General features: G+C 53.4%; 11 protein-coding genes. 6 read left to right on the plus strand and 5 right to left on the minus strand.

Annotated elements, in window-relative coordinates; genetic code table 11:
• Positions 1–65: 65 nt before the first annotated feature.
• Genes xdhC through guaD form a run of 4 tightly spaced genes read right to left on the minus strand, consistent with a single transcriptional unit; the run spans position 66 to position 5,958 of the window.
• The gene (gene xdhC, locus FD744_RS03685; RefSeq protein ID WP_160867461.1) at positions 66–848 is read right to left on the minus strand and encodes a xanthine dehydrogenase accessory protein XdhC; all 783 of its coding nucleotides are present in this window, start codon (positions 846–848) and stop codon (positions 66–68) included.
• Complete coding sequence (xdhB, locus tag FD744_RS03690) at positions 835–3,201, minus strand: xanthine dehydrogenase molybdopterin binding subunit (RefSeq protein WP_160867356.1); 2,367 nt, start codon at positions 3,199–3,201, stop codon at positions 835–837. The genes xdhC and xdhB overlap by 14 nt, the downstream gene beginning before the upstream one ends.
• The gene (gene xdhA, locus FD744_RS03695; protein ID WP_160867357.1) at positions 3,191–4,633 is read right to left on the minus strand and encodes a xanthine dehydrogenase small subunit; all 1,443 of its coding nucleotides are present in this window, start codon (positions 4,631–4,633) and stop codon (positions 3,191–3,193) included. Before xdhA ends, xdhB begins: the two co-directional genes overlap by 11 nt.
• Positions 4,630–5,958, minus strand: coding sequence for a guanine deaminase (gene guaD / locus FD744_RS03700; protein WP_160867358.1), 1,329 nt, complete (start codon positions 5,956–5,958; stop codon positions 4,630–4,632). The genes xdhA and guaD overlap by 4 nt, the downstream gene beginning before the upstream one ends.
• A gap of 606 nt (positions 5,959–6,564) precedes the next feature.
• Between guaD and FD744_RS03705 the strand changes: the two genes are divergently transcribed.
• From FD744_RS03705 to ydfG, 4 genes are all read left to right on the plus strand, one after another.
• A complete protein-coding gene (locus FD744_RS03705) occupies positions 6,565–7,629 on the plus strand; it encodes an alpha/beta fold hydrolase (RefSeq protein WP_160867359.1) in 1,065 nt (354 codons plus the stop codon).
• 118 nt (positions 7,630–7,747) lie between these two features.
• Positions 7,748–9,367 carry a methyl-accepting chemotaxis protein gene (locus tag FD744_RS03710; RefSeq protein WP_160867360.1) on the plus strand — a complete coding sequence of 540 codons (1,620 nt, stop codon included), beginning with the start codon at positions 7,748–7,750 and terminating at the stop codon, positions 9,365–9,367.
• Positions 9,368–9,621: 254 nt separating this feature from the next.
• Complete coding sequence (locus tag FD744_RS03715; RefSeq protein ID WP_160867361.1) at positions 9,622–11,547, plus strand: methyl-accepting chemotaxis protein; 1,926 nt, start codon at positions 9,622–9,624, stop codon at positions 11,545–11,547.
• Positions 11,548–12,072: 525 nt separating this feature from the next.
• Entirely contained in the window at positions 12,073–12,819 is a 747-nt protein-coding gene (gene ydfG, locus FD744_RS03720) for a bifunctional NADP-dependent 3-hydroxy acid dehydrogenase/3-hydroxypropionate dehydrogenase YdfG (RefSeq protein WP_097117098.1), read from the plus strand.
• A 34-nt stretch (positions 12,820–12,853) separates the two neighbouring features.
• On the opposite strand, the gene FD744_RS03725 is transcribed toward ydfG, so the two are convergent.
• The gene (locus FD744_RS03725) at positions 12,854–13,183 is read right to left on the minus strand and encodes a YnfA family protein (RefSeq protein ID WP_202403387.1); all 330 of its coding nucleotides are present in this window, start codon (positions 13,181–13,183) and stop codon (positions 12,854–12,856) included.
• A 130-nt stretch (positions 13,184–13,313) separates the two neighbouring features.
• Here FD744_RS03725 and FD744_RS03730 point away from each other — a divergent pair, with 130 nt between their 5' ends.
• The gene (locus tag FD744_RS03730; protein WP_160867362.1) at positions 13,314–13,649 is read left to right on the plus strand and encodes a DUF1283 family protein; all 336 of its coding nucleotides are present in this window, start codon (positions 13,314–13,316) and stop codon (positions 13,647–13,649) included.
• Between the two features lie 52 nt (positions 13,650–13,701).
• Positions 13,702–13,998 carry a DUF1161 domain-containing protein gene (locus FD744_RS03735; protein ID WP_034823436.1) on the plus strand — a complete coding sequence of 99 codons (297 nt, stop codon included), beginning with the start codon at positions 13,702–13,704 and terminating at the stop codon, positions 13,996–13,998.
• The last annotated feature ends 5 nt before the right edge of the window (positions 13,999–14,003 follow it).

Here is a 14,003-nt window from a genome sequence, read left to right on the forward strand (position 1 = left end):
CTGATAATCAGCAACGCCGCAACCGGTGCGGCGGGATGCTTCTATCCTGGCAGTTTCAACGCCGCTCAACAACCGCTCTGCTGGCGCTGATACACACTGATGATTTCACCCGCTACCGCCACGGCGATTTCCGCTGGCAGTTTGCCTTTCACATCCGGCAGGCCGAGCGGACAGCGTAGCCGCGCCACTGCATCCGCAGCGATCCCTTTGCCTTCCAGCCGATAGCGAAAGCGCTGCGCTTTGGTAGCCGAACCAATAACGCCGGCATAGCGAAAATCACCGCGCCGCAAAATGGCTTCGCTTAGCGCCAAATCGAGCGGATGGTCGTGGGTCATCACAATGAAGTAGCTGTCGGGCGCGGCCTCTTTGACGCAATCGATCGGGTCCTCTACCTGACGCACCGTGACGCCCGGCGGCACATGGCGAAACTGGGCGGCGCGGCTATCAATCCAGGTAATGTGACAGGGTAACGTTGCCAACAGGTTTACCAGCGCCTGCCCGACGTGGCCTGCGCCGTACAACTGGATTTCAGGTTGCTGCTGCATCAGTGGTTCAAACAGCAGCGTGGCATGCCCGCCGCAGCACTGGCCGAGGCGCGCAGCCAGCGCAAACTCTTCGCTGCGCGGCTGCTGGCAACGCAGCTCCAGCATGTCGCGCGCCAGCGCAATACACTGATATTCCAGATGACCGCCGCCGATGGTGAGATAAGTATCGCTGGCGCTGACCACCATTTTACTGCCGCGATCGCGCGGGACCGATCCGCGCTGGCTCAGCACGGTGACTAAAACGCAGCTCTCACGTTTCTCACGTAAACTGTGCAATACAGCTATCCAGTCATGATAAATCATCATCCGCTCCTGAGAGGCGCTGCAGGCCCCAGAAAACGCGCTCCGGCGTGGCGGGTGCATCCAGTTGCGGATGGCGGCGGTAGTTAGCCACGCTGGCAACCGCATCCTGTAATGCACACCACACCGCAATGCCCAGCATAAACGGCGGCTCACCCACGGCTTTCGAATGGAATACCGTGTCCTGCGGATTTTTACGGTTCTCTACCAGCGTGACGCGCAAATCATGTGGGACATCGCTGATGGCAGGGATTTTGTAACTCGCCGGGCCGTCTGTCAGCAGCTTGCCCTGTTCGTTCCATACCAGCTCTTCGCAGGTTAACCAGCCCATGCCCTGCACGAAACCGCCCTCCACTTGCCCAATATCCAGCGCCGGATTGAGCGAGGCGCCAACGTCATGCAGGATATCCGCGCGCAGCAAACGGTATTCACCGGTTAAGGTATCCACCACCACTTCGCAGCACGCTGCGCCATAAGCGTAGTAATAGAAGGGTTTGCCGCGTCCGGCGCTGCGGTCGTAATGGATGCCGGGCACTTTGTAAAATCCGGTGGCGGATAACGGCACCTGATTTAACCACGCCTGCTGCGCCACCTGCGCAAAGGTCAAGTGCAGCTCGCCAACGCGCACAATGCCATTGCTAAAGGAGATGGCATCGACCGTGCATTGGTGCTGCTGACACAGCATTTCCGTCATGCGATCGCGCAATATCTGCGCGGCATTCTGCGCCGCTTTGCCGTTGAGGTCGGCCCCGCTGGAGGCCGCCGTGGGTGAGGTGTTCGGCACTTTGCCTGTATCAGTTGCCGTGACCTGAATCTGGCTGATATCGATTTGCAGCACTTCCGCGACAATCTGCGCCACTTTAGTGTTCAACCCCTGGCCCATTTCAGTGCCACCGTGATTGAGCTGCACCGTGCCATCGGTGTAAATCAAAATTAAGGCACCGGCCTGATTGAGAAAGCTGGAGGTAAAGGAGATGCCAAATTTCACCGGTGTTAAAGCCAGACCACGTTTCATAAAACGGTTGCTGGCGTTGAACGCGCTAATGTCCGCACGGCGCGTGGCGTAATCGCTACTGGCTTCCAGCTGCTCCGTTATCTCCATCAGCAGATTATCTTCCACCTGCTGATGGTAATGGGTGATGTTGCGATCCTGCTTGCCGTAATAGTTGCGCTTACGCAGTTCGAGCGGGTCCAAACCGCGCTCGCGGGCGATATGGTCCATGATCTGCTCAATCGCCACCATGCCCTGAGGCCCGCCAAAACCGCGATAGGCGGTGTTAGACGCGGTGTGCGTGCGGCAGCGATAACCGGTGATCAGCGCATCGCCGAGGTAATAGGCGTTATCGGCGTGGAACATCGCACGATCGACAATTGATCCGCTCAGATCGAGGGAATACCCGCAGTTTCCCGCCAAATCGATTTTGACACCACAGAAACGACCTTCATCATCAAAGCCCACATCGTAACGCACAAAGAAGGGATGGCGCTTACCGGTGATACGCATATCATCGCGTCGCGCCAGACGCATTTTTACCGGATGCCGCGTCTGGCGCGCGGCAATCGCACACAAGCAGGCCACACCCGCAGCCTGCGTCTCTTTACCGCCAAAACCGCCGCCCATCCGGCGCATATCAATGGTGACTTTGTTCATGGTGATGTCCATCACTTCGGCCACCAGCTTCTGCACTTCCGTCGGGTTCTGCGTCGATGAGAAAACCTGCAGGCTGTCGTCTTCACCTGGAATCACCAACGCGGTCTGGGTTTCCAGATAGAAGTGCTCCTGACCGCCTATATGAAATTCACCCTGAATACGATGCGGCGCACGCGCCAGTGCCGCTTCAGCATTACCCCGTTGATGGACGTGCGGCTGCTGCACAAAGTGACGCTGTTCCAGGGCTTCACGCACATCCAGGATCGCCGGCAGTGGCTGATATTCGATGATGGCGGCGGCAGCACCGGCGCGCGCGGCTTCGGGTGAATCCGCTGCCACCGCAATCACAATCTGCCCCAGATATTCCACGGTATCCATTGCCAGTAACGGATCGCCCGGTTCTAACGGACCCACATCATTCAGGCCCGGCACATCGCGCCAGGTCAGAACGGACACCACGCCGGGCACGGCATAGCAAGGCTGTACATCGACATGTGTAATACGTGCATGAGCATGTTCACTGAGACGCGGGCAAAGATGCAACAGGCCAGGCAGATCCGGCCGGTCATCAATGTAGATCGCCTCGCCCGTGACGTGTTTATCGGCGCTTTCATGCTTTTGACTGCGGCCCACACCGGTTTTCATGTCACTGGCAAACTGGCTTTTTAACAGCGTTTCGCTGAGTTCGGGTCGGTTATGAGACATAGCGCGCCACCTCGGTAAGGGTTAATTCGCCACAGGTTTGCGCGTAGTAACGACGCAGCAGATTGCGTGCGACCTGTAAGCGGTAGTCGGCGCTGGCGCGGAAATCGCTTAACGGCTGGAAATCCTGGCTGAGCGCCGCGCAGGCTTGCTCAATGGAAGCTTGATTCAGTGGCTGACCATTAAGCGCGGCCTCGGCTGCGGTTGCCCGTTTGGGCGTTGCGGCCATGCCGCCAAAGGCCAGTCGTGGCTGCACCACCACGCCTTCTTTAAGCTGAATGTTGATGGCGATAAACACCGCCGAAATATCATCATCCAGACGTTTTGTCACTTTCCATGCCACGAAATCAGGTGACACCGTCACTTTCGGTATCACTATTGAGTGAATGAATTCCCCTGGCTGCAACACGGTTTGCCTGTAACCAGTGAAGAACTGATCCAGCGGCACTTCACGTAGGCTTTCTCCCTGCTGCAACACCAATCGCGCATTGAGTGCCAGCAACATGGGCGCACAATCACCGATCGGTGAAGCATTGCCGATATTGCCGCCGAGCGTACCCTGATTGCGGATCTGTAATGATGCAAAGCGCTCTAATGTGGCACTGAAGGCAGGAATTCTCGCCGCCAGGAAATGGTAGCAATAATGAAGCGGTGCAGCAGCGCCCAGATGAATATCCTGCTCATCCTCAGAACAGGCGCTTAACGCCTCAACCTGCTCCAACGCGATTAACAGCGGTAAGCGTTGGTACTGCTGAGTCATTTTCAATGTGAGATCGGTGCCGCCGGCCAACAATTGCGCTTCAGGATACTGCTGATACAGTGCCGCGAGCTGTGCCAGTGTTTTCGGGACGAAACAGCGGCTGCCGTTGGCTTCCAGTATTTGTACTTCCCGGTTATTCAACGCCTGTAAGCGCTGAACCAGTGCCGACTCATCCGCCGTAAAATTATCTTCTGCGGGTTGCTCACAAGCTTGCTGTGCGGCGGCCATAATTGGCCGGTAGCCCGTGCAGCGACACAGATTGCCTGCCAGCGCTTGCTCAGCCTGCTGCGGATTCCAGCCCTTTGTATTTTTCTGCAAAGTGAACAGCGACATGACAAAGCCCGGCGTACAGTAGCCGCATTGCGAGCCGTGGCAATCCACCATCGCCTGCTGCACGCTATGCAGTTCACGGCCCTGTTTCAAATCCTCTACGGTGATCAGCTGTTTGCCTTGCAGGCTGCTAACCAGCGTCAGGCAACTGTTGATGGCCTGATACTGCATTCGCCCCGCCACCACTTTTCCCAGCGTCACCGTACAGGCGCCGCAGTCACCTGATGCGCAGCCCTCTTTGGTTCCCCGCCGCTGTTGATGGCTGCGCAGGTAGTTAAGCACGGTAAGATTCGGATCTAAGGCCGTTTCGGTGACCAGCCGATTATTCAGCAGAAACTGGATCATACCGTTGCCTCTTCTCGATCGCGCTGCCACACCGGTTTGCCGCTGACCCAGGTTTGCGCAATGTTGCGGTCGTCTCCCAGCGTCATCATCACAAATAAGCGTTCCCAGATATCTTTGCTATTACCGCTACGCAGCTTTTGCAGCGGCGAAACCGCCGGGTCGATCACCACAAAATCCGCTTCTTTACCGGGATTGAAGTTGCCAATTTTATCGTCGATGTCCAGTGCATGCGCGCCGCCCAGCGTTGCGTGGTAAAAGGCTTCGCAGGCGCTGAGTTTGTACTGCTGCAACTGCCCAACTTTGTACGCTTCACCCAGCGTTTGCAGCATATTAAAGGTGGTGCCTGCGCCGACATCGGTGCCGATGCCCATGCGCACGCCCTGCTGCCAGCAGCGTTTAATATTGAACAGGCCACTGCCAAGAAACAGGTTCGACGTCGGACAAAATGCGATAGAAGAATCGGTGTCGTGCAGGCATTGCCACTCGTTCTCTTCCAGATGCAGACAGTGTGCAAAGACGCTGCGCTTTCCGGTGAGCTGATGATGGTGGTAAACATCGAGATAGCCGTCCCGCTCCGGGAACAGCGATTTGACCCACGCGATCTCCTGCTGATTTTCGCTCAGATGGGTGTGCAGCCAGGTATCCGGGAACTCGCTGCGCAGTTGACGGACTTTCTCCAGCAGTTCTGGCGAGGAGGTGGGCGCGAAACGTGGCGTCAAGGCATAGCTCAGACGACCACGCTGATGCCAGCGTTCAATCAGTTCACGTGAATCCTGATAGCTCTCTTCCGGCGTTTCTGTCAGATACGCGGGGGCGTTGCGGTCCATCATCACCTTTCCGGCAATCAGACGCATATCCATCTGTTGCGCGGCATGAAACAGCGCATCGACCGATTGTTTGTGCACCGTGCCAAATACCAGTGCCGTGGTGGTGCCATTGGATAACAGTTGCTGCAGGAAGAAAGCCGACATCTGTGCCGCGTGATCCGGGCAGTGATACTGACTCTCAACCGGAAAAGTATATTGGTTTAGCCACTCCAGCAACTGTTCGCCAAATGCGCCAATCATCTCCGTTTGCGGATAGTGAATATGTGTATCCACAAAGCCCGGCACGATCAGCTTGCCGCGCAGGTCAATCACCGTGGCGGTATCAACACGCCCTTCTGCAATCTCCCAGCTTTCAAGTGACACCACCTTACCCTCGCGCAACGTCAGCAAGCCGTCTTCGAGGTAGCGCGCATGCGCAGCGATATCATCGGGCTGAGAAGCCAGTGCGGTGAAATCAAAAAAGCTGGCGCGCAATAGCGTTTCAGAGGCGTAAGGCATAACGGTTCCTTGATAAGTAAAAGTGCAATGAGTTGCCTTCAAGGTTTATTGCAAACGCTATGCCAATGAGAATTTATAAAAATATTGCTATCTATCAACAATTTACCCACTCCACATTCAATTTCATGTCCCTTTGGAACCGCAATCGAATGCGCAATCGGTTGCTAAAATAAGCAACCGATTGCATGGGGATAAAAAGCGTGTCAGGTATGAAATGTCTAAGGAAATAAGCATAATGACAACACGAATTGCGCGCCATTTAAGTGCATCACCGCACGCTTGTAGTGCACAGATTTTACTTCAGTAAAATTCCGGTGTGGCAGAGGAAGGATTTGGGTGTGCTAAGAAGCACTGATAGTGAAAACAAATCAGAGGGAATACGATGAGACAGATGAAATAAGAGAATTAATACAGAAATGTTAAACATCGTCATGGCATGCGGATGTATTAGCATAAGAAAAACCGCATAAAAATCGTCTCGTTAAAACTCAAAAAAGAAGATTATTGTCTGCTTTTCCTTGAACCCCGTTGATATTAATTGGGATTTATCTCTATTAAAACTAATATCAGCCTTCCAGGGAATATCATCACTTAAGAGCGACGTTTATGTTTAATCGCATGATATCAGGAGTGGCCAGTGCCATTCTGTTAACTGTATCACCCCTAACGCACGCAGCCAGTTCATTACCCACGCCGACAGAAGCTGACTGGATCGCAAAAGAATTTAGCTTTAATAGCGGTGAAAAATTAAAAGATGTGCGCATTCACTACATTACTTTAGGTGATAAGAATAAACCAGCGGTATTATTACTGCACGGAACCAATCAACCTCTGAGTGCCTTACTGGCACCGGGATTTGCCGGGGAGTTATTTGGCCCGGGACAGGCGCTGGATGCCAGCAAGTATTTTATTATCATCCCGGAAGGCATTGGTTCAGGAAAATCATCCAAACCTTCTGATGGCTTGAGAATGGCCTTCCCGCATTACGATTACGACGATATGGTGACAGCACAATATCGGCTGATTAAAGAAGGTTTGGGCATTTCGCATTTACGCCTGGTGATGGGCTATTCCATGGGCGGGATGCAGACGTGGCTGTGGGGTGAAAAATATCCCGGCATGATGGATGCACTGGTCCCGATGGCGTCGCAGCCGAATGAGTTATCCGGACGCAATTGGATGCTTCGCCGCATGCTGATTGAATCGATCAAAGGCGATCCTGCCTGGGCTGAAGGCAACTATCAACAGCAACCCCCTACGCTTAAAACCGCCAATATCATGTTCAGTATTGCCACCACCGGCGGTACGCTCGCTTATCAACATAAAGCTCCGACGCGCGCGCTGGCAGACAAACTGGTGGATGCACGTCTTGCTGCGCCTGTCACCGCGGATGCCAACGATTTCATTTATATCTGGGGTTCGTCGGCAAATTATAATGCCATGCCTGGGTTGAACCGTATTACCGCACCCATGCTGATCATTAATTCAGCAGATGATGAACGTAATCCGGTTGAAACCGGCATTTTGCAGAGTGAATTGCCCAAGATAAAGAAAGCGGAGTTACTGCTCATTCCGGCCAGTGCTGAAACCAGCGGTCATGGCACTATGATGCAAGCAAAGTTTTATAATAAAAAACTGCAGACCTTCTTAGCCGAGACCGCTAAGCCTTAGTATTTGGGTTAAATCCGCCTGTTGACGGGAAGTCACACTCATGACTTCCCCTTTTAATAAAAAAATCATTGTTACTACGCCTTCATCTTTTTCAATTAAACGTTCTCAGGGAATAGTTATGTTTCATAGAATAAAGATCCGCACCGCCCTCAGCATCATGGTTTTTTCATTAACAGCATTATTGCTGTTCGTCGGTATTTTAGGGTTATTTGCCGTACAGTCCGGTAACAAATCCTTTGCCACCGTTGATACCGAAGTTTTGCCGGGCCTGGTGGCGCTCAATGAAAGCTCAGAACTTTTATTACGTGGACGACTGGATTTACGTTTATATGAATCACTGGTGGGCAGTGGCGATGCCGAAAAAGCCAAAGTCGCGCTTGAGCGCGCCAGAGGTAAAATAGATAACGCCAGTGCGAAATGGCAGGAATATCTGAAATATCCACAATCCTCAGCAGAGAAGCCAATTGCGGCTGAAATGGCCACCACACGCGATGCGCTGATGAAGGAATTTATCGATCCAGCCTTTGCCGCGCTCGAAGCAGGCAAACTGGATGAATACCGCCAGCGTGCAGGGAAATCAACGGCGTTATACGGTGCCTTTGATAAAGCTTCTAAAGCGCTGGTGGCCTTTAAAATTAAAAGTATTGATGTTGCCTACAGTGACTCCAGCGACCGGGTTCAGCATATGGCGTTTACGCTGTACTTTTGTATCGCCTGTGCGCTGGTGTTGGCCGCGCTGGCCTGGTCGGTGATGACCAATCTTATCGTTAAGCCGCTCAATCATGTGATAAACGTGTTTGATCGCATCGCCGAAGGTGACTTACGTGCGCGCATCGACATCTCCGGTAAAAATGAAATTGCGCAATTGTTTGCCGCGGTACAGCGTATGCGCGATGGCCTGGCAAACATGGTGCTGATGGTCCGCAGTGGCACCGATGCTATCGGCTCCGGCGTAGAAGAGATCGCCACCGGTAATATCGATCTTTCCAGCCGCACTGAGCAACAGGCGGCCTCGCTGGATGAGACGGCATCCAGTATGGAGCAGATTATGGCCACGGTGAAAAACAATGAGGACAATACGCGCAAGGCTAACGCATTGTCGCAGAAGGCCTCAGATTCTGCTTCGCGTGGTGCAACAGTGGTGTCTGAAGTAGTCACCACCATGAGTTCCATTGAGAAAAGCTCGGCAAAAATCGGCGACATCGTTGGTGTGATTGACGGCATTGCCTTCCAGACTAACCTGCTGGCCTTGAACGCAGCAGTTGAAGCCGCGCGTGCAGGAGAAGCGGGACGCGGTTTTGCTGTGGTCGCTTCGGAAGTTCGAGTGCTGGCCCAGCGCAGCGCCACCGCCGCGAAGGAAATTGGCCTGATGATCAATGACTCGCTCAGCAATATTGAGCAGGGTTCAGGACTGGTTAAAGATGCTGGCGTCACCATGAATGAAGTGATGCTCGATGTGAAAAAAGTGGTCGATATCATGGATGAAGTGATGCTGGCCTCTGGCGAGCAGACACGCGGCATCTCACAGATCAATATCGCAATCCAGCAGATGGATGGTGTGACACAGCAGAACGCCTCGCTGGTGGCTGAAGTGGCTACCGCTGCCAGCTCACTGCAACAGCAGGTGGTGAATTTGCAGCAGTCGGTGACGCAGTTCCAGGTTGATGAGGACGCGATGCCATTGGCCACTGACCGTTATACCGACTCGCATCAGCTGTCCCTCGTCGCGTTAAGTTAAGCGGTATCAGCGAGTGCATTCGAGCGCTCGCTTCGTTAAGGAAAGTGTGCCCGTCTCTCATTATCAGGATGACGGGCGCGCTAACTCCCTTCCCCTTTTTAGTGACTGAATACTCTTCCACCGCGCAATCGTTTCCCTACAGTTTTAGATGGGGTTACCGATAACTGAATACGTATTCCGTATTTTCAGTGACGCAGGACGCATTCTGGAAAAAACAAACCTCTAATGTGATCCAGTTGGGTGGAAGGTCAAACATGTTTAAAACAATACGCTCGCGTTTAATCGCTATCAGCGTGGTCATCACGGCAGTATCCCTTATCGCACTTGCCACTTTTACCTACACCACCGTGCGTGGAAAGACACTTGAAAGCATTGATGAGCGCATTGGCCAGCTCTCCCGCGTTCATGCGGCTGAACTGGCTGGCTGGGCAGCAGAAAAACAACGTATCACCGGTTCGATCAAAACGGCTTTTGGTCGTCATGACGATGCGGTCCCTTTTCTGCGTGCGGCGATCGAAGCTGGCGAGTTCGATGATGCCTACATCGTCTATCCTGAGCCTCATTCCCATGTGTTCGTCCATCCTATGCCAGCCACCTATGATGGCAGCCAGCGTCCGTGGTATCTGGAAACGGTAAAAGCTGGCCATCCGGTGTTGCTGGACCCTTATGTTGATGCCTCAACCGGCAAACTGACCATTACTTTCGCTCAGCCGATTCTGGATAACGGAAAAACATTGGGTGTGATCGGCAGCGATCTACACCTGGATACCGTCTCCAATACGGTGAATGCGATTCATCCACTGGAGAAGAGTTTTGCATTCCTGGTGGACAGCAGCGGTAAATTGATTGCCGCGCCGAAGTCAGACCTTATTCTCAAGCCGGTCACTGAGTTGTCACCTTCACTCGACCTCAAAGTTATCCAAAATCTGGCCAGTCAGGGTGGGCATGCTGAACTGACCATCGGCGGTGAACAGCAGTTCGTTTACGCCTCTCCGGTAAAAGGGACGCCGTGGTCACTGCTGATCGCCGTTGATCGTGATGAAGTGACGGCATCGCTGACGACATTACAGCGGGAAAGCATCCTCATCACCCTGGTGAGTCTGATTATTACCGCGCTGATTGCCGGGCTGGTGTTCAACCAGCAGTTGCGTCGCCTTGCCATTTTACGCGACGCCCTGGAAGACGTTGCTTCAGGGGAAGGTGATCTGACGCGTCGCCTGGAGGTGCGTGGCGGAGATGAGCTGGCGCAGATATCAGCGGCATTCAACCGCTTTGTTGAAAAACTCTCGGGCGTGCTGCTCCGCGTGCGTGAAGGTGCCAACAACATCGCGCTTGCTTCCAGTGAAATCAGTGGGGGCAACAATGATCTGGCCTCTCGTACCGATGAACAGGCAGCAAGCCTGGAGGAAACGGCCGCCACGTTAGAAGAGCTGACTTCAACGCTGAGCAATACCGCCAGTAATACTGAGCAGGCGCGCCAGTTTGTCAGTGGCGTGGCCTCCGCGGTCAGAGACAACGGTGCCGTAATGAACGATGTTTCGACACGCATACAGGAAATCTCGAACGATTCGCAGAAAATGTCCGAAATTATTAAGGTGATTGACGGCATCGCTTTCCAGACCAATATTTTGGCACTGAATGCCGCTGTTGAGGCTGCGCGAGCGGGAGAATCAGGAAGAGGCTTCGCGGTGGTCGCCAGCGAAGTGCGGAGTCTGGCGCAGCGCAGCGCGGGTGCCGCGCGCGAGATCAAAACGCTGATTGATGACACGGTTGCACGCGTGACGTCAGGCAGGGAGCTGGTTGTGAAAGCCGATCAGGGAATGACCAGTATTGTGTCTGATATCCACAATATGACGCAGCTGATTGAAGAAATTGCCCATGCCAGCCGCGAACAAAGCGATGGAATTGGTCAAATCAATATCGCGATGGGGCAAATTGACACCACCACGCAGCAGAATGCGGCGTTGGTTGAAGAGTCAGCCAGTGCAGCCCAGTCCATGTCCGAGCAGGCCGCCGTAATGGCAGAACTGGTCAGCACGTTCAAATTGATGGAGAGCGCTGATGCCATGACACCGAAATCTGAAAGCCACGTGAAAAAGCCGGTTCTCTCTCCGCTAAAATCGCGTACAGCGCTGGCTACAGCGGGAAGCTCCCCGGAGGATAACTGGAGTTCTTTCTGATTCACTGAGCCAAACAGGCGCCTGGTATCGTGGTGATAAACCGCGATGCCAGGTTCGCTTTCGTTCGCAACGCTGAGCAAACAGCAGGCCGAATCCGGTTATGAATTGAATACCTCTCACCGCCAGCCAGTTAGCACACGTCAGGCTCGGTGAGTCATAAAAGCAGCAGCATGTCTTGAATCAACCAAAGCATGCAACCTGTTAGCATGAATTGACCCACGTGCAGCGCTGTGTCCGTGCCTCCGCCCTCCTCAAAGCCAGATTGTTGTGCAGGTTAAATGCCCTCCACAGCGGCTAATCCCACATTTATCGCAACGCACAAAGACCATGAGCCTGCATAGATGGTTTATGATGTATACGGTTTATGGATTGGAGAGCTGATTACAGCCGGGCAAATTTGCTCAACCAGGCACTCACAAAATGATCTCGCTTCCCCCGCCCATAATTCGTAGAGTTTCATTGTTGGTTTTTAAATTTAAAATCAATTGGTTAACATTGACGTACAATTGTTTAAGGAACAGTGAGATGATTATTTTTGTCACTGGCGCCACCGCCGGTTTTGGTGAAAGCATCACCCGTCGCTTCATCGCTAATGGTCATAAAGTGATTGCCAGCGGACGCCGCGCAGAGCGTCTGAAAGAGTTGAAAGAGGAGTTGGGTGCCAACCTTTATACCGTTCAGTTGGATGTGCGTAACCGCGCCGCTATCGATGAAGCTATCGCTGCGCTGCCCGCAGAGTGGCGTGAAATCGACGTGCTGGTGAATAATGCCGGTCTGGCATTAGGGATCGAGCCCGCGCATAAAGCCAATATTGAAGACTGGGAAAACATGATCGACACCAATAATAAAGGTTTGGTGTATATGACGCGTGCCGTGCTGCCCGCCATGGTGGAGCGCAATGTCGGTCACATCGTTAACATCGGCTCCATCGCGGGCAGCTGGCCTTATCAGGGCGGCAACGTTTATGGTGCGACCAAAGCATTCGTCCGCCAGTTCAGCCTCAATCTGCGTACCGATTTGCACGGTACCGCGCTGCGCGTCACCGATATCGAGCCGGGATTAGTGGGTGGCACCGAGTTTTCCAATGTGCGCTTCAAAGGCGATGATGGGCGTGCAGATGCCGTTTACGAAGGCACCACCGCGCTGACAGCGGAAGATGTCACTGAAGCGGTGTATTGGGTCACGACACTGCCTAAACACGTCAATATCAATACGCTGGAAATCATGCCGGTCTCCCAGACGCTTGCGGGTCTGAAAGTGCATAAAGGCTGAATATTGTCACGGGCGCACAGGTTGCGCCCATCGCTTACGCCCGGCCCCAACCGGCAACAATAATCAACATGCCGCTAAACGCTACAAGCGCGCCAATCCAATCCCATGTACTGAGCTTGACGCCATCCACCACGCGCAGCCAAATCAGCGCCGTCACCACATAGACACCCCCGTAAGCCGCGTAAACGCGACCGCTCGCTGCCGGATGCAGCGTCAGCAACCAGACAAACAGCGCCAGACTCGCCGCTGCAGGTAACAATAGCCACGCGGTCATTCCCTTCTTCATCCACAACCACGGCAGGAAACAGCCGACAATTTCGGCAATCGCAGTCAAAAAAAACAGTAAAGTGGTTTTCACCAGCATAGAAAATCTCTCTCTCGCCTAAACAAAAGGCTCACCGCTGGTGAGCAAAGTTGCAGCGATGATATACTAGCACTCATGGTTGTGACAGCCGGGTTTCTGGCTGTGCTGGTGTTAACTAAAGGAAATTACAATGAAAAACCTGTTTTCTCTCCTGCTGACTGTAACGTTAACCTGCGGCGCGCTGCTGGCTGCACCGCTGGCATCGGCCCAAACTGACCGCCTGATCATTGAGAACGGCAACAGTGCTTCCAGCAACGAAGCCGCGCGTCAAAGCAAAGAACAGTGGAACGACACGAAGAATCTGCGCAATAAGGTCAACACGCGCGTCGAGAAAGAGTTCGATAAAACCGATAAAGCTTTCGACACCCGTGATAGCTGCGAGAAGAGCTATAACGTCAATGCGTATTGGGAACCGAACACTCTGCGCTGCCTTGATCGTCGTACCGGCCGTACGGTCGCACCTTAATTCTATGTTGCTGCTATAGTTTTCTAGGGAATTCAGAACCAAGGAGAGTGTGATGAAAAAACGTAATGCAGTGATGTTGATGGCAATGCTGGCGTTGCCGATGCTGGCGCAGGCTTCCTGTGAAACCGTTAAAGCGGATATCAGTAAGAAGATCGTCAGTAACGGTGTGGCCGAATCGGACTTTACGCTGGATATCGTGCCTAACGATCAGGCCGATCAAGCGGGCGGCCAGGTAGTGGGTCACTGCGAAAATGACAGCCAGAAAATCGTGTATAAGAAAAACGGCCGAGACAGTGAAAGCAATGTCCCGGCCAGCGCAGGCAGTTCACAGGATGCTCCCGCGCAGTAATACTG

It is taken from the genome of Pantoea sp. Taur, assembly GCF_009830025.1.
In the GTDB taxonomy this organism is placed as follows: Bacteria; Pseudomonadota; Gammaproteobacteria; order Enterobacterales; family Enterobacteriaceae; genus Pantoea; species Pantoea communis.